The organism is Bordetella tumulicola, assembly GCF_965138755.1.
Lineage (GTDB): Bacteria > Pseudomonadota > Gammaproteobacteria > Burkholderiales > Burkholderiaceae_B > Bordetella_A > Bordetella_A tumulicola.
Genome location: NZ_CBCSFP010000020.1, coordinates 24,869 through 46,257 on the forward strand (window position 1 = coordinate 24,869; position 21,389 = coordinate 46,257).

A 21,389-nucleotide genomic window follows, 5' to 3' on the forward strand; every position below is an offset into this window, starting at 1 on the left:
GGGCGCCCCGCCCCCGCGACCCGCCAAAGCCGCCATCGGTGCGATCATGGCGGGCATGCTGGCGGTGCTGGGCTACGGCATATTCAACGACCCGCAGGAAATCAATGGCACGCTGAGCCGCGCGCAGCCGGCCCAAGCACAGCCCGTGCCCGGTGTGGCCGATGAGGACTGGCCGTCCTACGGGCGCACTGAAGGCGGCGTACGCTATTCCCCGCTCGCGCAGATCAACGACAAGAACGCCAAAGCTCTACAAGTGGCATGGACCTATCGCACGGGCGACTTTCGCACCGAGAACGACTCTGGCGAAACCACCAACGAAGTCACGCCCATCAAGATCGGCGACAAGCTATTCCTGTGCACACCTCATCAGTTTCTCGACGCGCTCGACGCTGCCACCGGCAAGCGCCTATGGCGCTACGACCCGAAGCTGAAATCAGACAAGACCTTCCAGCATCTGACCTGCCGCGGCGTGTCCTACCACGATGCGGGCAACACCGACCGTTTCCCGGGCAGCCTGGCCAAGGCCGATAGCAACGCGTCCACCGTCTGCCCCCGCAAGTTGCTGTTGCCCGTCAACGACGGCCGCCTGATCGCGGTGAACGCCGACGACGGCCAGAAATGCAGTGACTTTGGCGACGACGGAGAAATCGATCTGCAAAAGAGCATGCCCCACGCCTATCCCGGGGGCTACAACCCGACCTCGCCGCCGGTGGTGACCTCGACGACGATCATCATAGGCGGCTCGGTGACGGACAACCTCTCCGACAAAGAACCGTCTGGCGTGATTCGTGGCTACGACGTACGCACTGGGGCGCTGAAATGGGTGTTCGACACCGGTGCGCAAGACCCGAACGCCATGCCGGGCGAATCGACGACCTTCGTGCACAATTCACCCAACGCCTGGGCACCGCTGGCCTACGATGCGCAGTCCGACGTCGTCTACGTTCCGACCGGCGTGGGCACCCCTGACATCTGGGGGGGTGACCGCGACCCACTGAAGGAGCGTTATGCCAACGCCATGCTGGCGCTCGACGCCACCACCGGCCGCCTCATCTGGCACTTTCAGACGACACACCACGACCTGTGGGACATGGACGTGCCGGCACAACCCTCGCTCATGGACGTCACGCTGGCAAACGGCCAGACCGTGCCGGCGATCTATGTCCTCACCAAAACCGGCAACGTGTTCGTGCTTGATCGCCGCACTGGCCAGCCCGTCGTACCGGTGACGGAAAAAGCCGTGCCGCAAAGCGTGGCACGCGGCCCGCAAACCCGGGATGAGCATTACGCACCCAAGCAACCGTTCTCGGACCTGAACCTCGCGCCGCAAGAAAAGCTCACCGACAAGGACATGTGGGGCGCCACCATGCTCGACCAGCTCATGTGCCGTGTGATATTCAAGCGCCTGAACTACGACGGGATCTACACGCCGCCCTCCGAGAACGGCACGTTGGTGTTTCCAGGCAACCTGGGCGTGTTCGAGTGGGGCGGCATGTCGGTAAACCGGGATCGCCAGGTGGCGCTGATGAACCCGATCGGCCTGCCCTTCGTCTCCAAACTCATACCTGAAGACGCGAACCGGCCTCATAAGGAAAAAGGAGCAGGCACGGAAAGCGGTGTGCAGCCGATGTACGGTACGCCGTACGGTGTAGAGCTGAATCCGTTCCTGTCGCCGCTGGGTCTACCGTGCAAGGCGCCCGCTTGGGGTTACGTCGCTGGCGTGGATCTGCAGAGCCACCAGATCGTGTGGAAAAAACGTATCGGCACCATTCGCGACAGCCTGCCGCACTTGTTCCAGTTGCCGCCGTTAAAGATCGGCGTGCCAGGCCTGGGCGGTCCCATCTCCACTGCCGGCAATCTGATGTTCGTCGCTGCCACACAGGATAACTACCTGCGCGCTTTCGACGTCAGCAATGGCACGCTTCTTTGGGAAGGACGTCTGCCCGCGGGCGGCCAAGCCACGCCGATGACCTACGCCGTCGACGGCAAGCAATTTGTGGTTGTCATGGCCGGCGGTCATGGCTCGTTCGGTACGAAGATGGGAGACTATCTGGTGGCCTATGCCCTGCCGGACTGATGGTCGGTGCGGCTCAGTCTGCCGCTGAGTCCGCTCGCCTGATCACGAAGCGTTCGACGTATTCGTTGATGGGGCAGTTGCGGATGTCTTCAGGCGAGCCTATCTGCTCCACTTTCCCGTCCCGCAGAATGATGATGTGTTGGCCCAGGCGCAGGGCCTCTTCAATGTCGTGCGTGATGAATACAATCGTCTTGCGCAGGCGTTGCTGCAGCGCCAGCAATTGGTCCTGCATGTCATAGCGAATGAGGGGATCGAGCGCCGAGAAGGCCTCATCCATTAACAGCACCTCAGCATCGATTGCCAGCGCTCGCGCCAAGCCCACCCGCTGGCGCATGCCGCCTGAAAGTTCATCGGGGTAATTTTTCTCGTATTCCTCCAGGCCCACGCGCGCCAACCATTGCCGCGCCGTATCACGGGCCCGCGTCCGAGACTCGCCACGGACGCTGAGGCCAAAGGCGACGTTATCCAGCACATTGATATGAGGCAGCAACCCAAAGCTCTGAAAGACCATGCTGATCTTGTGGCGCCTCAACTCACGCAGTGCGGGCATGCTCAGGGAAAGGATGTTCTCACCGTCCACCAATATCTCACCGGCCGAAGGATCAATGAGCCGGTTCAGATGCCGCACCAGCGTGGATTTTCCCGATCCCGACAGGCCCATGATGCAGGTGATCTGGCCAGTAGGGATCTGTGCATCCACACCGGCCAAACCAACATTGGCACCGGTTTCAGACTGCACGGTGGTTTTGTCGGCCCCCTGCCTGAGCATCTCCAGCGCCCGCGCCTCGTTGCGCCCGAAGACCTTGTAGACGCTATTGATCTGGATCTTGACCGCATCAGAGGCAAACTCCGGCGGCCGGGCTTGCGTGGCATACGAGGTGGTGGATGTGTCGCTGGTCACTTGCCCTCCTGTTGCCGCATGGCTTGGCGCCGCCGGCGCGGGCGCCCATATGCCTGGGTAATGCGATCAATGATAATAGCCAATATCACGATGGCCACGCCGGCCTGCAGGCCACGCCCGACATCGAGTGTCTGTATGCCCGCCAGCACGTCCTCGCCGAGCCCGCGCGCCCCGATCATGGACGCGACCACGACCATGGCCAGTGCCATCATGGTGGTCTGGTTAATGCCAGCCATAATGCTCGGACGGGCTAGCGGCAATGTCACTCTGAGCAGCATCTGCCAGCGCGTCACGCCAAACGACTGTGCCGCTTCCATCACATTGCGGTCAACCTGATGCAGCCCCAGTATTGTCAGGCGTATCAGGGGTGGAATGGCATAGATAATGGTCGCAAACAAGGCCGGCACCTTGCCCAGCCCGAACAGCATCAGCACGGGTATCAGGTACACAAAACTGGGAAGCGTCTGCATCACATCGAGTACGGGTGTCAGCACCCGGCGCAGCACCTTGCTGCCTGCGGCCAGGATACCTATCGGAATCCCGACAATGATGGAAAACACGGTCGACACGAGCACCAGCGAGAACGTCTGCATCAGTTTGTCCCACAGGCCCACCGCGCCTATGGCATACAAGCAGATGACATATAGGATCGTGGGCAACGTCTTACGCGTGCCATGCCACGAAAGCACGGCCACAAAGGCAAGAAAGAGCCAAGCGGGAATGGCCTGCATCAGGCGTTCCACAGGCAACAGTACCTTCGTGAGGATGACTTCACTCACTTTACGCAAACTCTCGCCGTAGTGCTTGACGATCGCGACCAAGCGCTGGTTCACGAACTCCGCCACGGACCAGTCAGGGAAAATGCCCCGCCCAGCGGCCGTCGGTTGCGTCAGATCCAGCGCGGCGTCGGCTCGGGCCGCTGCATCGGCGGGTAGCCAGGCGTGCCAGATATCGGGGTTGTCTCGCAGAAAGCGGGTCGCGATATCTCGCCCTTCAGCACGCGACTCAGTCATGTCCAGCACCATTTTGTTGAGCAGAGGCGCCTGGAAACTCAACCGCTCCAGAAAGGCGACGATCTCAGGATTTGCCTGCGCAAATGGCGTTGATACCCCTATCCCCAATTTGGCCGTCAAAAAATCGGACGAGCACAGCGTGCCCTGACCGCTCACGATCGTGTCCCAGCACTCCTGGTTGAACGCATCCTGCTCCACCTTGGCAAATTTGTATTTCGCCATCAGGCCCGCTGGCTGCCAGTAATAGAAGAGAATCGGTACCCCACGGTCATAAGCCGCGCTGATAGCCGAGTCCAGCGCAGCGCCGGTACCGGCGCGAAAATTGGTGTAATCGTCGTTCAGCTCATGAATTTCTAGCAGGCGGCTGTTGGTTTGCTCACAAACCCAGCCCGACGGGCAATTCAGAAAACGACCTTTGGATGGGTCTTCCGGATCACGAAAAAGCTGTTTGTAGCGCGGCAGGTCGCGCCAGGACTTCAGCTCCGGGGCAACCGCCTCGATGCCACGCGTACTGTCGCCATGCACCACATAGTCCGGCACGTACCAACCCTGCTGCGCCCCGCCCTGCAGTGTGTCGCCCACGACCCTGACATCACCCGCCTTGGCTGCCTTTTCGATGATGGGCGAGCGTCCAGACCATATCTCGGCGATGATTTGCAGGTCGTTTTGTGCGAGCGCGGACTCGGTGGCCGCCGGCGTGCCGGGTACGACTTCCGTTTTGCAGCCGTAGGCGGTCTCGAGCAGGGCCTTGACGACATGCATCGTAAATGTCGCGCTTTCCCAGGTTTGGTCGGCCAGCTTGACAGGATGCCCGGCGTTGCATGGGGTCTGCTGCGCCATGGCCGGCAGGCTTGCCAGTCCCAGCAAACACATGCAGAGAAAAACCCTCAATCCGCGCATTCGTCCTTTTGCCACGATTTTTCCCATCAATGTCCGTGATGTCGTTCGCACGATGTGCACATACCGACCGTAGCATGGAAATGTGCCACGACGAACACCGAAAAGGCGTGCAATCGTCATTACACCTAGGCCGTGGGTCCACCCACCTTGACCACCAGTGTCGCTATCGGTGTTGTCATGGATGGCATCTGCCCCGCCTTTTTAAGTCAGTCCAGATAACGGGACCCATACAGGTCCAAGGCATATTTGGCTTTATCGAGCGGGCCGAAGCCGCTCTCGAAATTATCACTGATATACCTCAGGGTTGCGGCAATGGCCCGGTGTTGGTCTTCGCCCAGACTCTGGATCGAATGCGGCAGGTCCAAGTCTTCTTGCTCTATACCAGCATTCTGCCTGTTCGTCGTTCATGGTGTCATCCTGGCTTCGCATCTAGCCACGCCGTTCCATGCATCGATCGCCTCATTTCGATGCGTCACATCGCCACCGGCAAAGCAACGATTGTTGATCAGATCCCGGGCCATGGCGCACTGTCTGTTGCGCTCCCTGAATCCTGAATCGGACCCTCGTCTGGTGGGATAGCGCGATTGGCGGTCAGTGCGGCTCCCACGTCAGCCCGTCGGTCGAACGATACTCAGGGCGGCCGGTGCAACAACCACCTGCGCCGAACGCCTGGCGCCCAATAACAGCCGTCACAAAGCCTTTCCCGGCAGCGAGCGATTGGCGAATGCAGGAGGTTGGTAGCGGATAAAACCCCCCCTCTAATACCAATGTCCATCTCACATTTTCGCCCTCGGCAGCGTCCACTTTATAGACTTTGCAATCATTGACGAGTAAGTGAATAGGTTTACCCGCCAGCGTACCTTTAAACTGTTGTTCCGAGGGTGTTCCGCGCGTCGCGATTGTCTCGGCGGTGAACCTCGATCCAGCAGGTGGCGGAGGAAGCGAGGTGTCACATCCCGACAGTACGCTCACCGTGCATAGCGTCATTGCCAGTCGCCGAATCAGCCGCGTCAAGTCGACGATCCCCGGTCAGGCCACGCTAGCGAAGCGCTGTTCAAGGTAGGCAATGATATCGTTGGACTCGTATAGCCAGCGCGTACCGCCCGCTTCCTCGATACGCAGACAAGGCACCTTTATTTTGCCTCCTCCTGCCAGCAGTTGTTCGCGTGCCTGCTGATCGTGCTTGGCATCGTGCAGTGACACTGGCACGTTCAGGCGATGGATGGCGCGTCGCGTTTTGACGCAAAACGGGCAAGCCTGAAATTGATAGAGCGAGAGCGCAGCCGCTTCCTTGTTTACCGCAGCCTGGCCTTGTGCTGAACGCTGCTGTGGGCGCGGACGCGTCAGTGCGTCGCCAAATACAATCAATTGACCTAGACCGACACGTAGGGCTTTGACAAGCATGGATATGGACTCGAAACGTAAAGAGAAGCGGCTAGTCTACTCGCTGCTGAGGTGTCCCCGGCCTGCATACCCGTAGAGCGGACTTTGCGAACTGAACTGAATTGCCCGCTATTACCGATCAGCTTTCAGCGCTGGCCTGGTTGAGCGTGGCCATGGCTGTATCGTCCAGTTGCAGCTGTGCCGCACGGATAAGCGATTGCAGTTGGGCTAGGCTGGTGGCGCTGGCAATCGGCGCGGCGATAGCGGACTGGCGCATCACCCAGGCGATAGCCACTTCGCTAGGCTGCGCACCCACATGCTGCGCCACCGTGTCCAGCGCGTCGAGAATGCGCAGGCCACGCTCATTCAGGTACACACTGGTGGTCTTGGCGCCGCGTGCGCTCTTGTCGGCATCGGCCAGCGTACGATATTTTCCGGTCAGGAAACCCGCGGCCAGGGCATAGAAGTTGATGACGCCGACCTGTTGCTCGACACACAGCGGCTGCAGTTCCTTTTCGAACACCGCACGGTCGTACAGGTTGTAGAGCGGCTGCAGGCTTTCGTAACGTACCAGACCATGTTTCTGGCTGGTCTGCAATGCCTCGGCCAAGCGCGGTGCGCTGTAGTTACTGGCACCGATGGCGCGTACCTTGCCTTGCTGGATCAAATCGCCAAAGGTACCCAGCACGTCTTCGAGTGGCACGTCCGTATCGTCATCGTGCGACTGGTAGAGATCGATATAGTCCGTCTGCAGGCGACGCAACGATGCATCGACGGCCTCGCGGATGTATTCGGGACGCAGGCCGACCTTGCCTTCGCCCATCTCTTTGCCCACCTTGGTGGCGAGCACGAGTTGGTCACGCTTGCCGGACTGACGCAGCCATTTGCCGATCACAGTTTCAGATTCGCCGCCCTGGTGGCCAGGGGCCCAGCGCGAGTACACGTCCGCGGTGTCGACAAAATTCATACCTGCGTCGATCCAGGCATCCAGTAGAGAAAAGCTAGTGGGTTCGTCCACTGTCCAGCCGAAAACATTGCCGCCAAAGCACAGCGGCGATACCTCAAGCGACGAACGACCGAGCGAGCGCAGAGCAAAAGTCATGATAGGTGGATCAACAAGAGCTAATGACAGCAACGATTATGCAAGGCTGACAGCGACTGTCAAGAAAATAGCGACATACCGATCGGTCAGTGCTATCGTCTAACGCCAAATCCCAAATTAAACGAGATAGGGGTTATCGTCACGGCAAAGCCGAGACTGCAAAATCCACCTATTAAAAGCACCGTCACAAAAAAGAGATACTAGTTTGCTATAAAAAAGTTACATTTGGGTTCCCTTAGCTTGGAGCACCCTGTGACGACAAACACCCCTTTGAGTGCGTAGCATCGCAGCCGGCGATAAGGTCTACAACATCGCCCACCTGATGTATCGCGCCAAGGGCGACGGAGGCGACAACAAAGACAACGAGTTCTCGCGGGCCGCCCTGGAAGAACACCGGGCCTCGGGTTACGAAGACGCGTTGATGCCGCTCATGCTTGTTTAAAACTGACCACTCGTCCATCGACAGGAAAAATTATCGTGAAACTTGCTGACGTGCGCGCCAAAGCTTTTGCCATGCCGTTGAACGATCCCGCATATCCGAAACCGCCTTATAAGTTTTATAACCGCGAGTTCTTTGTCGTCAATTACCGAACTGACCCTGAACGCCTTCGGGAGGTGGTCCCCGAACCCTTAGAGGTCGCGGGCGATACCGTGTCTTACGAGTTCATCCGCATGCCGGATTCCACTGGGTTTGGCGACTATACGGAAACAGGACAGGTGATTCCGGTACGTTTCACGACACCGTCCGGCGAGGTGCAGGAAGGCGGCTACGTGCACGCCATGTATCTGGACGATAACTCGCCGATCGCCGGTGGCCGCGAGATCTGGGGTTTTCCCAAGAAGCTGGCCACCCCCAAGCTGCGGCACGAGCAAGAAACCCTGGTGGGCACTCTGCATTACGGCTCGGTGCTTTGTGTCACCGCCACCATGGGCTATAAGCATCGCGAGCTTGATTTGGCACCCATTGCCAAGGCGATGGGCAAGCCTGCCTTCATGATCAAGATCATCCCGCATGTCGACTGCACACCGCGCATTTGTGAACTGGTACGCTATTACACGGAAGACGTCACGCTCAAGGGGGCCTGGGAAGGACCGGGTGCCTTGCAGTTGTTCGAGCACGCCATGTGCGACGTCGCTCGTCTGCCGGTGCGCGAGATCGTCTCCGCCACCCATTACATTGCCGACTTGACGCTCGGCCTCGGCGAGGTGGTGCACGACTACCTGGCCGACGAAATTTCCCATACTTGAAAGGAAACTGCATCATGAGTCGTTTTGACGGAAAAGTTGGCCTCATCACCGGCGCCGCTAGTGGTATCGGCAAAGAAATCGCAATCCGCTTTGCCGCCGAAGGCGGTATCCCGATCATTGCCGATCTCAACCTGGAGACCGCCACCGCAACCGCCGAGGAAATCCGGGCAACGGGTGCCGATGCCTTTGCAGTGGCAATGAACGTGACCGACGAGGCACAGGTAGAGAAAGGTACTGATGACGTCATCGCCAAATATGGCAAGATCGACATACTCGTCAGTAATGCGGGCATCCAGATCGTCAAACCATTAGTCGACTTTCCCTTTGCCGATTGGAAGAAACTCCTCTCCATCCACCTTGACGGCGCTTTTCTCACCACCCGCGCTTGCCTCAAGCACATGTACGCGGCCAACTATGGCCGCGTGGTCTACATGGGATCAGTGCATTCCAAAGAGGCCTCCAAGCTCAAGGCGCCCTACGTTACGGCCAAGCATGGCCTAATTGGCCTGGCTAAAGTATTGGCCAAAGAAGGCGCGGAGCATAACGTCACCGCCAATGTCGTATGCCCGGGCTTCGTGCGTACGCCGCTGGTGGACAAGCAGATTCCCGAGCAGGCAGAAGCGCTCGGCATCACCGAAGATGAAGTCATTAAAAACGTCATGCTCAAGGACACCGTCGACGGTCAATTCACGACTATCGATGATGTGGCCGACGCCGTGCTGTTCTTTGCCGGCGCCAAGAACAACGCCCTGACGGGTCAGTCGCTGGTCGTCAGTCACGGCTGGTTCATGCAGTAAGCCGCTTTCCTGACGTTCGCCAAAGAGCGAACGTCAGGAAAGTTTTCCACCAGTTGGTGGCGGCCATCAGGCCTTGAGCTGGTCGCGGATAGGCAGACTGCGGATGCGCTTGCCGGTGGCGGCAAAAATTGCATTGCACAATGCCGGCGCAAAAGGCGGAACCGCAGGTTCGCCCACCCCGCCCAGCGGCACATCGAAACCGTGCTCGACCACATGCACCTTGATGTCGCGCGGCGATTCGGACATCCGCGTGACTTCATACTGGTGGAAGTTGGTCTGGTTGGTACGCCCCTTGGAGAACGAGATCTCGCTGCGCGTGGCCAGACTCAGGCCCATGATGCAGGCGCCCTCGGTCTGTGCCCGCACGCGGTCGGGATGCACCTGCGGTCCGCAATCCACAGCCACATGCACTTGGTGCACCACCAGGCCGCCGTCCTTGCCGACTTCGACTTCCACCACCGTGGCGATGTAGGTCACGAAGCTATAGCTCACCGCCAGCCCCAGCCCACGGCCCGGTTCGAGCTTGCGTCCCCAGCCTGCCTCGCGGGTCGCCACCTCGATAACATGCCGCATGCGCCCTGTATCCAGCGGATAGACCACGGGTGATTCGCCGTAATTCCAGTCATCGGACATATCCGCGGGCGAGATCTTGCGTGGCGGCCCGATCAGTTCCAGCAGATAATCACGCGGATCCCGCTTGAGCGTGTGGGCCATTTCGGCCACGAAGCTTTGCACCGCGAAGACATGCGGAATGTTCGACACGGAACGAAACCAACCTATGCGCGTATGCGCCGGCACCGGCACCGACTCGACGCGGAAATTGGCAATGGCGAACGGAATGTTCACCGCCGACATGCCCAGTTCGAAAGGCTGCTGGCCCTGCGCATTGGCAACAAAGGTAGAACCGATGGTAGGCGCCGCGGTGCGATGCAGCCACGCCACGGCCTTGCCCTGTGCATCGACGCCGGCCTCCAGCCGCTCGACCGACACGGTATGGAAATAATCGTTGGTAATGTCGTCTTCTCGTGACCAGGTCACTTTTACCGGTTTGCCGTCCATGGCGCGCGACAGCAAGGCGGCCTCGACGACGAAGTCCGACTTCGACTTGCGGCCGAAGGCACCGCCCAGCAAGGTCTGGTGCACGGTAACGGCCGCGATGTCCATGCCCAGCTGCGTGGCCACGTTCTCGCGCGTGCCGTAGGGCGACTGCACACAGGCCCAGACTTCGCACTTGCCATCGGCCACGCGGGCGCAAGCCGCCGGCGGCTCCATAGAAGCATGCGCCAGGTGCGGCAAGTAGTATTCGGCCTGAATACGCTGGGCCGCGTCAGCCAGCGCCTTCATGGCATCGCCGTCGTTGCGCACCGCCTTGGCAGGCTTGCTTGCGGCCTCACTCATGGTCTTGTGGAAGACGTCGGAATCGTAGCTGGCGTTGGGGCCGTCGTCCCATTCGATCTCGAGCGCCTGACGGCCCTTCAACGCGGCCCAGGTATCCTTGGCAATCACGGCCACACCGCCCAGCGGCGCGAACACCGGCGGCGTGGGCCCGGCCGGGATCTCAACCACCTTGACGACGCCCGGTACTTTCATGGCGGCATCGGCGTTGTAGTGCTTGACCTTGCCGCCCAGCACCGCTGGCCGTGCCACCGAGGCATACAGCATATCGTCCAGGCGCGTATCGATACCGAAATGCGTCTTGCCCGTGACGATATCCTGGATATCGACGTTGCGCGTGCTCTGCTTGCCTATATAGCGGAACTGCTCGGGCGTCTTCAGCCGCAACGTGTCGACAGCCGGCACCGGCAGCGCCGCGGCGGCCTCGGCCAGTTCGCCAAAACCCAGCTTGCGCCCGGTTTTCTCGTGCATGACTTCATGATTACGCGTCACGACTTCGTCGGCCGGCACGCCCCATTGCTTGGCAGCGGCCGCCTCAAGCATGCTGCGCGCGGCGGCACCCACGCGGCGCATAGGCAGGAAAAAATGACGGGTGCTGCGCGAACCGTCAGTGTCCTGGTTGCCATAGCGGGGCTCATCACCCGGCGCCTGGATGACGCGCACCTTGCTCCAGTCGGCCTCGAGTTCATCGGCGACCACCATGGGCAGACCAGTGCGGACGCCCGTGCCCATTTCGGCGCGATGCGCGATGATGGTCACGATGCCATCGGTGCCAATCGACACGAATACGTGCGGATCGTCCACCGTGCCATGCGGCATGCCGTCGGCACCGTATTTCTTCTCGGCCTTGCCGGCCGTGTCGGCCGCGCGCACGATACCGGCGGCACCTACGGAAAGGACCAGTCCGGTCAGCGCGCCAGCGGCCTTCAGCCAATCGCGGCGGGCCGGCGAAACAGGCAACTCGCCAACAAACCCGGACGCTTGGGCGGCGGGAACTTGTGGGAACATCCGGGAAAATCCGCTCATTTGGTGGCTCCCTGGGAGACGGCAACCTGTTTGATGGCGGCGCGTATGCGCGGATAGGTGCCGCAGCGGCAGATATTGCCGCTCATGGCCGCGTCGATATCCGCGTCGGTCGGTGCGGGATTGCTTTTGATAAGGGCCGTTGCGGACATGATCTGGCCCGATTGGCAGTATCCGCATTGCGGCACACCGATCTCGGTCCATGCCTGCTGTACGGCGCGGCCCACTTCATCTTCGCCCACGGCCTCGATCGTGATGATCTGCTTGCCAGTCGCCGCCGAAATGGGCGTAATACAGGAACGGATGGGCTGGCCATCCAGGTGCACCGTACAGGCACCGCACATGGCCATGCCGCAGCCGAATTTGGTTCCTGTCATCCCCAGGCGGTCCCGAATGACCCACAGCAGGGGCATGTCATCGGGGGCATCTACGTCTTGGGGCTTGCCGTTGATCGTCAAACTGGCCATGGGGGCTCCTTAGGCTAAAAAACTAGGTGTAGACGACGCTCATACTAGCGCAAGCCCCCCTCGGCAAGCTACTACCCGTTTACGCCACCCACCGCAAGACCAGCACCGCGTTATTGCCCCCATGCCGAACGAGTTGCTCAACGCCAATCGCAGTCTGAGCGGCATCGTGAGTCTAATGTTCGCCGACTTCAGTGCGACTTGAGCCGCGCGATCCACGCCACCATGAGCACAGCCGCCACCGCAATGCCAGTAGCCACATAGCCAATGCTTCCCAGGCCCCATTGCGAGATCGCCAGGCCGCCGATGATCGCCCCCAAGCCGGTGCCTGCATTGGCAGCCGACACGTTCAAGGTGCCAGCCAGCGCCTGCGCGTGAGTCGCCGCCTTCATTACCCGTACCTGGCAAATCGGAAACAAGGCCGTATAGGCGATGCCCCACAACGCCAGTGACAGACCAAGCCAGCCGTAGGAACCTGCCAACGGTACGCTGGCCGCCATACCGACGCCGAGCAACACGGTGAAGGCTACCGTCGCTCCCAGCGGACTGCGATCCACCAAACGCCCGCCTAGCCAATTGCCCACCAGACCGATGGCACCAAACCCCATCAGCCACCAACCCACCTGCGCAGGCGCCACACCGGCGATACGCTCCAGCATGTCGGCCAGATAGGTGTAGGCCGTGAACATCGCCGTGAACACGACTACCGACAGCGCCACATTGGCCACAAAGCGCGGGTCCTTGAGGATGCGGGTCTGCTCGGCGATGCGCAGCCGCTGTGGGCGGGCCACGGTGGGCATGAACGCCAGTGTCAGCACCGCCATCAAAAACGACAAGCCCGACAAGATCCAGAATGTGCCGCGCCAGCCAATAGCATCCGCGGCCAGCGTCCCCAGCGGAATGCCGAACAACAGCGCGGCCGATATCCCCAGATAGACCTGGGACACAGCACGCCCGGCGCGCTGCGGCCCCACCAGTTGCCCGGCCGTTTCGCTGGCGGTACCCCAGAATACCGGCAGCACCAGCGCCGGAATGAACCGGGCAATGGCCAGCACCCAAATGTTCGGCGCCACGGCCGCCAGGGCATTGGCCGCCGTGAAGATCAGCAAAATGATGACGAACAAGCGCTTGCGCTCGAAATGCGAGAGCAGCACGGTCAGCACCGGCCCAAACAGCATCACGGTGAAAGCGAACAGCGTGACCAGCTGCCCGGCGGCGGAAATCGAGAGGTTCATGTCTCGCGCCAGGCCTGGCAGCAAGCCGACGATCAGGTACTCGGTGGTGACGATGACGAACGCCGCCACGGCCAGGATAGCTATTGACCCGCGCCCACGGGCAGCAACAGGGGGTACGACGGATAACGTCGCATCGACAGAAGTCATGAGAGGAAGCTCCAGCGCAATTCAACGGAAGGCCTCCAGCTTATTAGAGATTAATAATCTTATTTTTGGCATTTATTCCTATTACTATTGAATTAAATTCTATAATTGCGAGAACCCATGATTCCTTCTGAACGTCTTAAAGGTATCGAAGCCTTCGTGGCCACGGCAGATGCAGGCAGCTTCACCGCCGCCGCCGAACGGCTGCACCTGACGAACTCCGCCGTCAGCAAGAGCGTGGCTCGCCTGGAAGCCCGCCTGGGCACTCGGCTGTTCGAGCGCACGACGCGCACCCTGTCGATTACCGACGCCGGAGCGGCGTTCTATCGCACCTGCGTGAGAGTATTGGCTGAGCTGGAGGAAGCCGAAGCCGTGCTGGCCACCCATCGGTCCGAGCCGGTGGGTCGGCTGCGGCTGGACGCGCCTGCCGCATTCGGACGCCTGCAAGTCTGGCCGCTACTGCTGCAATACGTCGGGCAGCATCCCCACTTACGTCCCCATGTATCGTTCACGGACCGCTTCGTCGATCTGATCGACGAAGGCATCGACGTGGCCGTGCGCATCGGCGGCCCCGATCATTGGCCGGCCACGTTAGGACATCGTTACCTGGGCAGCGAACGGCTGATTTTCTGCGCCGCGCCCAGCTACCTGGTACGTTACGGCACGCCCGCGTCCGTCACCGATCTGCTCCGCCACGATGCCATTCTGTACGGCAAAGCTGATGGCAGCACCAGCCCGTGGCTCATCGCCCAGGATGCGGGGCCAGCCGAACGCCGGACGGTGGAAGCAGGCCGCATCATCGTCGGCAGCGGCGAAGCTCAGGTCAGCGCAGTCACGGCTGGCTGCGGCGTCGCGCAGCTGGCAACGTGGCTCGTGCGGGATGAACTGCAACGCGGCGAGCTAGTGGAAATCCTGCCGAAATTAACCACCGATGGCCTGCCGCTAAATCTGGTGTGGCCGCTAGCCAAGCAGTTGCTGCCGAAGGTCGATACCATGCTGAATCTGCTGGCTGGATCGTTGCGGATCGACTGAGTATTGTCCAACCTGCATTGGCGTTAAGGTGTTTCGTCATTTCGCGGGCTCCGGTCATCCCGCAGAGGTGACCCTACGGAAATGGCTCCCTCACTCACGTGCAGCCGGTCGAGTGCGATAGCGACAGACCATTCATCACGTGTGGGTCTGCCTCAGCGTTTTCTCGACCACCTCCTCGGCCTGTGCATGGAGTGCCCAAAAGTTGGTGACGGCCTCCCCCCTGATACGCCTCTCGAGTACAGCAAGATGCGAATGCCATCCACCGCCGAAATTGACAGCATCGTCGCGGCCCCGCAAACCTGTGTGAGTCAACACCAGTAGGGTTTTGCTGCCTTCGGCGGTCAATGCAAAAGTGACCTCACCGCCATCGCCGCCCTCCCAGGTAATGGCAAGGAGATGCGGCGGTTCATACCGTGTGATGTGTTCTGCCCAGCTCTTGCCGAGGTAGGGTCGGTATTTTTCCGGTGTGGCCACATCCTCGTCAGACAGATTGTCGTGATCCATCGTCAGGCCGAAACTGCCGCCCACTTTCAGCTCGGACGGCCCGGCCATGAACCACCGCGCACGTAGCTCGGGATCGATCAGATATCGCCAGACTTTTTCCACCGAAGCATCGAGCAAGCGCTCGAAACGCAAAGTGTCAGGGGTAATGATGTCTGCCATTTAGGCTCTCCCTTCATCGACAAGATTCAATTGCCAAGATACGCCGAACCGATCATTCAACCAGCCGAACCGCTGACCTATCGTCATCAGATACCTCGATATGGGTTGGCGCCTGACATCAGATGTCGTGTGGCGATTATTCGGGGTCTTCCTTCAATACGGCCTCCAGCGCGTCGAGGCGAGCGGTCCAGAATCGTTCCCATTGCCTGAGCCAATCGCTGGCGTCCTTCAGCTGGCTGGCGTTGAATCTGCACAATTGCTGCCGCCCTACCTTGCGCCGTTCAATCAGGCCCGCACGTGCGAGCACGGCAACGTGTTTGGCGGCGCCCGCGAAGCTCATTCTGTGAGGCGCGGCAAGTTCACCAATCGACTTTTCGCCCAGCATCAGATCCGCCAGCATTGCGCGCCGGGTCGGATCGGCAAGCGCCGTGAACGTCATATCGAGCCGTTTTTCAACCATGTGGTTTAGTATAAAGTGCCATGACGCTATTATCAACCAATTGGTTTAATGTATTTTATCGTGCCCCTTCCGGAAAAAGATCAACGATGACAAACCTCAATGATGTTTGCGAGACCCGCGAAGCCACCAGGACCTTCCATGCCGAGGACTGACGTTGATGCTTGTCTTGTGTCACGCCGAGGCTCCGAGCATCAGTTGCTCAAGCGGATAAGGACTTTGCCGCGTGCATGTCCGGTGGCTAGTTTCTCCAACGCCGAACGCGCTTCGTCCAGCGGGAAGATCGAGTCGGTGATGATCTGGAGTTGGCCGTCCTGGAACTGTCGGATCGCTTCCGGCAGGAAGGGGGTCGCGCTCGCGAAGAACACGAACTCGCCCTTGTGCCCGTCCTTGGGCTGAATGCCGAACTCCACCAAACTAGCAATGCGCCCACCAGCGCGAAGCACCGACCACGACTTTTCCAGCGTCTCGCCGCCAATGGTGTCGAGCACCAGATCAATGTCGCGCATCTGGGCGAAGTCCTGGGTACGGTAGTCGATGACCTCGTCCGCACCCAGGCTCTTCACCAGTTCGATGTTCCCGGCAGACGCCGTGGCGACGACATAGGCGCCCGCATGATGGGCCTGCTGGACGGCCATGCTGCCGACACCACCCGCCGCCGCATGAATCAGAGCCCGTTCTCCGCGTTGCAGATGGCCAACATCGAAGAGGCCTTGCCGGGCAGTACCGAACGCGGTCGGCATGGCTGCCGCCTGCTCGAAGCTCATCTCCGCCGGAATCAGGCACAAATCCGCGGCGGTTATCACCAGACTCGTTCCGAACGCACCACCCGTGTTGGGCGCGGCACGTCCCACCACGCGATCGCCCGGCTTCAGGCCTGTCACCTGCGCGCCGGTCGCCTCGACCACGCCGCTGAAGTCCGTGCCCGGTGCATAGGGAAACTCGACCGGGAAGACGTGCTGCATATAGCCAGCGATGATCTTCAGGTCCAGCGGGTTGATACCGGCCACTTCGACGCGAACGACGGCATCGTGGGGTTGTGGATTACGCAGGCTGGCTTCGCCGATCGTGACAACATCGGGGCTGCCGAAAGCATTGATAAGAACAGTTTTCATGGATGCGATTCCTGGGTGTTTGTGAACGCGAATGGGTTGTTGACGATGGCGAAAAACTATGGCTGCCAACAAAATCCGCTAAAACAGTGCAGTCGCTGCTGCATTCTCCTGCGCCAAGGCGCCGACAGGATCGGCCACAAGCGCCACAGCAAGCAGCACTGGAAAAATCGGTTTCAACACAAGGACCTCATTCTTTTTTGGCTGGCGGCGGGAACTGCCCGAGTTGGAGGAACAGACCAAACCAATCCTCCATGTGCCACGTCGTGGTCACACGCTTGCCGTCGAGCATGTGGAACTCGTGCAGGCGGAAGCTCACCTTCTTGCCCGTGGGAGCGATGCCGAAGAGTTCTCCCCGATGGGTGCCACTGATCTCGGCGCGAACGCCAATCTTGCCGGGCTCCTGGACCATGTCGTGGACGGTGACGCGAACGTCCGGGAATGCCTGCACGACGCTGCGGATGATGGACTTGACGCCTTCCGGCCCAGGGCCTTGCCCAGGCGCCAGCGGAATGTCATCCCACGTAGGCGCGAGGACTTCGTCTACTAAATCGGGGTTCCGGTCACTGAAGGCGCGATAGAACGTTTCCACCGCCAAGCGCTCTGCGCGAAGCCGATCGGAGAGGCCTGTGTCGGATGTACTCATAGTCTTGACCGTGGATGGGTGATTGGTGATGGCACAGATTCTGCTCGCGGCATTACAATCCGTCCAACAAATAACCCATATATAGATTTATTCGTTCTATGGATTTTCACGGTATCGACTTGAATCTGCTCGTGGCCTTCGACGCCCTGATGAACGAGCGCAACGTGACCCGCGCCGCCACTCAGGTCGGGGTCAGCCAGCCGGCCATGAGCGCGGCCCTGTCGCGGTTGCGCAAACTCTTCGGCGACCCGCTGTTTCTGCGCAGCGCCGACGGCCTGCTGCCCACGCCGCGCGCACGGGACCTGGCCGAGCCGATTTCGCAAGCGTTGCGGCAGATCGAAACCACGCTGGTAAAGAAACCCGAATTCGTGCCGGGTAAGGCGTCGTTGACATTCAAGCTGGGGCTTTCTGACTACCCGGCCTTCGTGCTGCTGCCTTCGCTGCTGCAGGCGCTTGGAAAGAAGGCGCCGGGCGTGTCGGTGAACGTGCATGCATTCAACAACCGGGATCATGCGGTCGATCTGCTAGATGCTGGCACGATCGATGCGGCCATCGGCGTGCCACCCACGCATGCCGATGGCCGGATACTGACACGCCCCGTGCTTCGGGACGAGTTCGTCACGATCATCGCCAGCGACCACCAAGCGGCCAGGCGCGGGATGAGCATGAAGACCTTCCTGGCGTTGCCCCACGTTCTCGTGTCTCCGGAAGGAGAGATGTACGGGCTCGTGGATCAGGCCCTCGCGCAACAAGGCAAGAAGCGCAAGCTCGCGCTGACGCTGCCGCATATGTTCGCCGTGCCGGCCGTCGTAGCTCGAACAAGCATGACGGCCACGGTGATGAAGCGGGTTGCATTGCACTCGCCAGTCGGTCGCAAGCTGGTGCTATTCCCGCCGCCTATCGCATTACCCGAAGTCATATTCGACCTGATCTGGCATAGACGCGGCGACGCTCATCCTGCCCAACTATGGTTCAGGGAATTTATCGCCGCGCATGCCGCATCGTTGTGACGATCTGCTGATCCGGTTGCCACTGATTTCATCGCCACGGCAGCTCAAGACGAAGCAGTACACTTCGCGCTTGCCCCGATTACCTTAGCCACCGGATGCCTGATCTCGAAACGATCCTCGTCGCAGCGCCAACATTCATCGCCGCGTACACGGTCTTCGCCATGGTCGGATTCGGGACGACGCTCATCTCGGCTCCCATCGTGGCGCAAGTGGTGCCGCTGCCCACGTTGATTCCCGCCCAAGCCCTCCTCGATCTCGCCGCCTCGACCGGCAACGGTTTGAAACTAGGCTCAAAGGTGGAGAAATCGGAAGTCTTGCGCCTGCTGCCGGCACTGATGCTAGGCCTGATTGCGGGGGCCTACCTGCTCATCGTCGTGCCCTTGACGGCGCTGATGGTGCTGCTTGGCGCATTTGTCGTCCTCTATGCCTTGCGCGGCATGCTGACGCGGCCCCGGCGGCGACCGCTACGTGCCGGATGGGCGTGGTGGTACGGTTTTTCGGGCGGCGCGTTAAGCGCAATGTTTGGCGCGGGCGCATGGCTGTATGCCATCTATCTAACGCGCAGGATCGACGATCCGACTGTGATACGGGCAAGCCAGACCTGCCTCATCGCCATCAGTGCGGTCATCCGGGTCGCGCTCTTTGCCGTGGCGGGAAAGTATTCCGACTGGCAGGTGGTCGGGCTTTCGCTGGTCCTGCTGCCCGCAATGGTGCTGGGTGTCTTCATCGGCAACAAGATCGCGCACAAACTGGATCGGCCGCGTTTTCTGCGCGCTCTCTATCTCGTTTTGCTAGGTACTGGCGGAGCACTTCTGGCGCGCGGCGTCATCTTATTGTTGTAAGCCGCCTCGCCAGACGGAACCCATGACCCGGCGGCAAAGAGGCGACGTCGGTTTGCACGGACTTATGTACCGATCTCTCTCGTAGGACCCTCTCTGCATTTCATCAACTCAGCAAGGGCCTGTCCAATATCCTGCCTGGCAGAGCATCTGCCCCTCCGCACTGGCTACAATCCCTCAATGCTGGCAAGGTGACCCCGCTGCCGCATTACCTATATCTGCTGGTCTGCCGAACTTGCCCACGAGCGGGCGGCAGACCCTGGACCAGGCCCGGCCATACCCAGCGTTGCGGCATCGTTCTGATGCATACCAGAGCATTTCATCAAAAGTTTCGAAGAAAGGTGTTTTATGTCGCAGCGACTCAAGGGCCTGACCGGCCTGGTAGCCAGTCTCTTTCTCAGTGCCGCGGGGGTTGCCCACGCCGCTTATCCCGAACGGCCCGTCAATCTGGTCGTGCCCTTCCCGCCTGGCCAGGCGACCGATATTTTTGCGCGCATGGTGGCCGAACAGTTGGCCAAGGAAATAGGCCAACCCGTCGTGGTCGAGAACAAGGCCGGCGCCGGCAGCAATATTGGCATGCAGTTCGTCAGCCGCGCCACCCCCGACGGCTACACCCTGGTAGTGGGCGGCAGCGCCGCGGCGGTCAACCAGACGCTCTACAGCAACCCGGGCTATTCACTGAAGAACGATTTCAAACCTGTGGGCGGCATCTTTACCGTGCCGCTGATCTTCCTGGCCACGCCGCAAAGCGGTATCAGCTCACTGCCCCAGTTGATCAAGCAGGCCAAGGCCAAGCCCAATGAACTGGCCTACGCCAGCGCCGGCATCGGCGGCACGCAGCACCTGTCAGCCGAGATGTTCAAGGCCGATGCGCAGGTGGAGCTGCGCCACATCCCCTACAAGGGCAGCGGCCCGGCACAGGCAGACTTCCTGGGAAACCATGTGCCCCTGATGGTGGACTCGGTCACGGCCGCCCTGCCCCATGTGGCATCGAAGGCGGCCGTGCCGCTGGCGGTGACCACGCGTGAGCGCGTGCCGCAATTGCCGGACGTGCCCACCGTGGCCGAATCAGGCCTGCCCGGTTTCGAGGCGGTAGGCTGGGCGATGATTTTCGCGCCGGCAAAAACACCCGATGACGTGGTTGCCTATCTCAATCAGAAGATCAACGCGATTTTGCGGTCACCGGCCATGGCCAAGGCTTTAGCCGACCGCGGAGCCCAGCCGCTTGTCTACGCACCGCAAGACGGCAGTGTTTTTGTCGACAACGAAATCGAAAAATGGGGCAAGGCCGTGAAACGGTCTGGCGCCTCGGTCGACTAAGCGTTGACCACGCGGCAGATACGCAACGCAAGGCCCCGGTCATGGTGCTGACTGTCAAGCAAATCGCAGCCCTCGATTGGGTGGTGCAACTGGGAGGCTTTGCCAATGCGGCCGAGCGGCTCAACACCACCCAATCGGCGAACACCAAGCGCATCCAGGAACTCGAGACCAGTTCAATATCCCAGCCTGCTCGGACACCAGGGTAAGACAAAAAAAGAAAGCAAGCCCAGGCGTCGCTATCTCTCGTGAGGCCCATCTAGAGGATGCGGCGGCTTCGATTGCTGGGAGATACACCCGAAGTGATGTACGCTCATGCTTCCGTAAACGGAAAGAATCCATTTTCTGTTACATGGCAGTTCCTCCGATGGATGCTGGCCGGCGCTTCGGCAAGGATCTCAGGGGTCTCAGCGAGGATGCGTCTATGGCGAATGATCCGTTGTGGCAGCACCAGATCTTGGGCGACGAAGACGATCCGCAGAGCGTGATCGCCAGCCAAGTGGGCTATTGGAAGGACCGGCTATCGGGGTTGCCCGACCAACTGGACTTACCCTATGACCGGGCGCGGCCCGCCGTGGCGAGCCACCGGGGAGAAACGCTGGCGTTATCGCTGGACGCAGACTTGCATCGC

General features: G+C 60.4%; 21 protein-coding genes and 2 pseudogenes. 10 read left to right on the forward strand and 13 right to left on the reverse strand.

The genetic code is table 11. The features are described 5' to 3' along the window. Positions 1-2,077: membrane-bound PQQ-dependent dehydrogenase, glucose/quinate/shikimate family (locus tag ACNAZS_RS26320; RefSeq protein ID WP_415793543.1), on the forward strand; the 2,077-nt coding region annotated here is incomplete at its 5' end. A gap of 13 nt (positions 2,078-2,090) precedes the next feature. On the opposite strand, the gene ACNAZS_RS26325 is transcribed toward ACNAZS_RS26320, so the two are convergent. The 5 genes and pseudogenes from ACNAZS_RS26325 to ACNAZS_RS26350 form a co-directional block, all read right to left on the reverse strand. After that, positions 2,091-2,903, reverse strand: a complete 813-nt coding sequence (locus ACNAZS_RS26325) for a betaine/proline/choline family ABC transporter ATP-binding protein (RefSeq protein ID WP_415793567.1) — start codon at positions 2,901-2,903, stop codon at positions 2,091-2,093. Positions 2,904-2,974: 71 nt separating this feature from the next. Beyond that, the gene (locus ACNAZS_RS26755) at positions 2,975-4,906 is read right to left on the reverse strand and encodes a glycine betaine ABC transporter substrate-binding protein (protein ID WP_460475496.1); all 1,932 of its coding nucleotides are present in this window, start codon (positions 4,904-4,906) and stop codon (positions 2,975-2,977) included. 389 nt (positions 4,907-5,295) lie between these two features. Further along, a pseudogene (locus tag ACNAZS_RS26340) lies at positions 5,296-5,421 on the reverse strand (hypothetical protein); the annotation flags it as partial. Between the two features lie 499 nt (positions 5,422-5,920). Beyond that, positions 5,921-6,295 (reverse strand): glutaredoxin family protein, encoded by a 375-nt coding sequence (locus ACNAZS_RS26345; RefSeq protein WP_415793544.1) that lies wholly within the window; start codon positions 6,293-6,295, stop codon positions 5,921-5,923. 118 nt (positions 6,296-6,413) lie between these two features. Next, positions 6,414-7,376, reverse strand: coding sequence for an aldo/keto reductase (locus ACNAZS_RS26350; RefSeq protein ID WP_415793545.1), 963 nt, complete (start codon positions 7,374-7,376; stop codon positions 6,414-6,416). Positions 7,377-7,650: 274 nt separating this feature from the next. Between ACNAZS_RS26350 and ACNAZS_RS26355 the strand changes: the two genes are divergently transcribed. The 3 genes from ACNAZS_RS26355 to ACNAZS_RS26365 are packed head-to-tail and all read left to right on the forward strand — an operon-like array spanning position 7,651 to position 9,421. Next, positions 7,651-7,818, forward strand: coding sequence for a DUF3734 domain-containing protein (locus ACNAZS_RS26355; protein ID WP_415793546.1), 168 nt, complete (start codon positions 7,651-7,653; stop codon positions 7,816-7,818). 35 nt (positions 7,819-7,853) lie between these two features. Continuing rightward, positions 7,854-8,624 (forward strand): acetoacetate decarboxylase, encoded by a 771-nt coding sequence (locus ACNAZS_RS26360; RefSeq protein ID WP_415793548.1) that lies wholly within the window; start codon positions 7,854-7,856, stop codon positions 8,622-8,624. A 14-nt stretch (positions 8,625-8,638) separates the two neighbouring features. Further along, positions 8,639-9,421 carry a 3-hydroxybutyrate dehydrogenase gene (locus ACNAZS_RS26365; RefSeq protein ID WP_415793549.1) on the forward strand — a complete coding sequence of 261 codons (783 nt, stop codon included), beginning with the start codon at positions 8,639-8,641 and terminating at the stop codon, positions 9,419-9,421. Between the two features lie 66 nt (positions 9,422-9,487). On the opposite strand, the gene ACNAZS_RS26370 is transcribed toward ACNAZS_RS26365, so the two are convergent. The 3 genes from ACNAZS_RS26370 to ACNAZS_RS26380 all read right to left on the reverse strand — a co-directional run bounded on the left by ACNAZS_RS26370 (position 9,488) and on the right by ACNAZS_RS26380 (position 13,685). Then, positions 9,488-11,842 (reverse strand): xanthine dehydrogenase family protein molybdopterin-binding subunit, encoded by a 2,355-nt coding sequence (locus tag ACNAZS_RS26370; RefSeq protein WP_415793551.1) that lies wholly within the window; start codon positions 11,840-11,842, stop codon positions 9,488-9,490. Beyond that, positions 11,839-12,306, reverse strand: a complete 468-nt coding sequence (locus tag ACNAZS_RS26375; RefSeq protein WP_415793552.1) for a (2Fe-2S)-binding protein — start codon at positions 12,304-12,306, stop codon at positions 11,839-11,841. Before ACNAZS_RS26375 ends, ACNAZS_RS26370 begins: the two co-directional genes overlap by 4 nt. 188 nt (positions 12,307-12,494) lie before the next feature. Next, positions 12,495-13,685: an MFS transporter gene (locus tag ACNAZS_RS26380; protein ID WP_415793553.1), complete on the reverse strand. Its 1,191-nt coding sequence runs from the start codon at positions 13,683-13,685 to the stop codon at positions 12,495-12,497. Positions 13,686-13,802: 117 nt separating this feature from the next. Here ACNAZS_RS26380 and ACNAZS_RS26385 point away from each other — a divergent pair, with 117 nt between their 5' ends. Beyond that, the gene (locus tag ACNAZS_RS26385) at positions 13,803-14,714 is read left to right on the forward strand and encodes a LysR family transcriptional regulator (RefSeq protein ID WP_415793554.1); all 912 of its coding nucleotides are present in this window, start codon (positions 13,803-13,805) and stop codon (positions 14,712-14,714) included. Positions 14,715-14,849: 135 nt separating this feature from the next. Here ACNAZS_RS26385 and ACNAZS_RS26390 read toward each other — a convergent pair whose 3' ends face one another. From ACNAZS_RS26390 to ACNAZS_RS26410, 5 genes are all read right to left on the reverse strand, one after another. Then, entirely contained in the window at positions 14,850-15,377 is a 528-nt protein-coding gene (locus tag ACNAZS_RS26390) for an SRPBCC family protein (protein WP_415793555.1), read from the reverse strand. Next, positions 15,378-15,464 (reverse strand): VOC family protein, encoded by an 87-nt coding sequence (locus ACNAZS_RS26395; protein ID WP_415793570.1) that lies wholly within the window; start codon positions 15,462-15,464, stop codon positions 15,378-15,380. Positions 15,465-15,513: 49 nt separating this feature from the next. Further along, a complete protein-coding gene (locus ACNAZS_RS26400; RefSeq protein ID WP_415793557.1) occupies positions 15,514-15,837 on the reverse strand; it encodes an ArsR/SmtB family transcription factor in 324 nt (107 codons plus the stop codon). Between the two features lie 191 nt (positions 15,838-16,028). Beyond that, on the reverse strand, positions 16,029-16,949 hold the full coding sequence (locus ACNAZS_RS26405; RefSeq protein WP_415793559.1) for an NADP-dependent oxidoreductase: 921 nt from the start codon (positions 16,947-16,949) through the stop codon (positions 16,029-16,031). A 187-nt stretch (positions 16,950-17,136) separates the two neighbouring features. Next, on the reverse strand, positions 17,137-17,592 hold the full coding sequence (locus ACNAZS_RS26410) for an ester cyclase (RefSeq protein ID WP_415793561.1): 456 nt from the start codon (positions 17,590-17,592) through the stop codon (positions 17,137-17,139). 98 nt (positions 17,593-17,690) lie between these two features. Here ACNAZS_RS26410 and ACNAZS_RS26415 point away from each other — a divergent pair, with 98 nt between their 5' ends. From ACNAZS_RS26415 to ACNAZS_RS26435, 5 genes and pseudogenes are all read left to right on the forward strand, one after another. Then, positions 17,691-18,602 (forward strand): LysR family transcriptional regulator, encoded by a 912-nt coding sequence (locus tag ACNAZS_RS26415; RefSeq protein WP_415793562.1) that lies wholly within the window; start codon positions 17,691-17,693, stop codon positions 18,600-18,602. A gap of 95 nt (positions 18,603-18,697) precedes the next feature. Then, positions 18,698-19,444 (forward strand): sulfite exporter TauE/SafE family protein, encoded by a 747-nt coding sequence (locus tag ACNAZS_RS26420; protein ID WP_415793563.1) that lies wholly within the window; start codon positions 18,698-18,700, stop codon positions 19,442-19,444. A gap of 345 nt (positions 19,445-19,789) precedes the next feature. Next, complete coding sequence (locus ACNAZS_RS26425; RefSeq protein ID WP_415793564.1) at positions 19,790-20,761, forward strand: Bug family tripartite tricarboxylate transporter substrate binding protein; 972 nt, start codon at positions 19,790-19,792, stop codon at positions 20,759-20,761. Between the two features lie 44 nt (positions 20,762-20,805). Then, positions 20,806-20,928: pseudogene (locus ACNAZS_RS26430) on the forward strand (LysR family transcriptional regulator); the annotation flags it as partial. A 254-nt stretch (positions 20,929-21,182) separates the two neighbouring features. Further along, the coding region (locus ACNAZS_RS26435) for a hypothetical protein (RefSeq protein WP_415793566.1) at positions 21,183-21,389 on the forward strand (207 nt) is incomplete at its 3' end.

What these genes read in the sequence shown, in the direction of transcription:
- ACNAZS_RS26350 (WP_415793545.1), bottom strand. Translation starts at nt 7,376, where the DNA reads ATGACTTTTGCTCTGCGCTCGCTCGGTCGTTCGTCGCTTGAGGTATCG.
- ACNAZS_RS26405 (WP_415793559.1), bottom strand. Translation starts at nt 16,949, where the DNA reads ATGAAAACTGTTCTTATCAATGCTTTCGGCAGCCCCGATGTTGTCACG.
- ACNAZS_RS26380 (WP_415793553.1), bottom strand. Translation starts at nt 13,685, where the DNA reads ATGACTTCTGTCGATGCGACGTTATCCGTCGTACCCCCTGTTGCTGCC.
- ACNAZS_RS26385 (WP_415793554.1), top strand. Translation starts at nt 13,803, where the DNA reads ATGATTCCTTCTGAACGTCTTAAAGGTATCGAAGCCTTCGTGGCCACG.
- ACNAZS_RS26395 (WP_415793570.1), bottom strand. Translation starts at nt 15,464, where the DNA reads ATGACGATAGGTCAGCGGTTCGGCTGGTTGAATGATCGGTTCGGCGTA.
- ACNAZS_RS26370 (WP_415793551.1), bottom strand. Translation starts at nt 11,842, where the DNA reads ATGAGCGGATTTTCCCGGATGTTCCCACAAGTTCCCGCCGCCCAAGCG.
- ACNAZS_RS26400 (WP_415793557.1), bottom strand. Translation starts at nt 15,837, where the DNA reads ATGGTTGAAAAACGGCTCGATATGACGTTCACGGCGCTTGCCGATCCG.
- ACNAZS_RS26390 (WP_415793555.1), bottom strand. Translation starts at nt 15,377, where the DNA reads ATGGCAGACATCATTACCCCTGACACTTTGCGTTTCGAGCGCTTGCTC.
- ACNAZS_RS26425 (WP_415793564.1), top strand. Translation starts at nt 19,790, where the DNA reads ATGTCGCAGCGACTCAAGGGCCTGACCGGCCTGGTAGCCAGTCTCTTT.
- ACNAZS_RS26420 (WP_415793563.1), top strand. Translation starts at nt 18,698, where the DNA reads ATGCCTGATCTCGAAACGATCCTCGTCGCAGCGCCAACATTCATCGCC.
- ACNAZS_RS26345 (WP_415793544.1), bottom strand. Translation starts at nt 6,295, where the DNA reads ATGCTTGTCAAAGCCCTACGTGTCGGTCTAGGTCAATTGATTGTATTT.
- ACNAZS_RS26410 (WP_415793561.1), bottom strand. Translation starts at nt 17,592, where the DNA reads ATGAGTACATCCGACACAGGCCTCTCCGATCGGCTTCGCGCAGAGCGC.
- ACNAZS_RS26365 (WP_415793549.1), top strand. Translation starts at nt 8,639, where the DNA reads ATGAGTCGTTTTGACGGAAAAGTTGGCCTCATCACCGGCGCCGCTAGT.
- ACNAZS_RS26415 (WP_415793562.1), top strand. Translation starts at nt 17,691, where the DNA reads ATGGATTTTCACGGTATCGACTTGAATCTGCTCGTGGCCTTCGACGCC.
- ACNAZS_RS26375 (WP_415793552.1), bottom strand. Translation starts at nt 12,306, where the DNA reads ATGGCCAGTTTGACGATCAACGGCAAGCCCCAAGACGTAGATGCCCCC.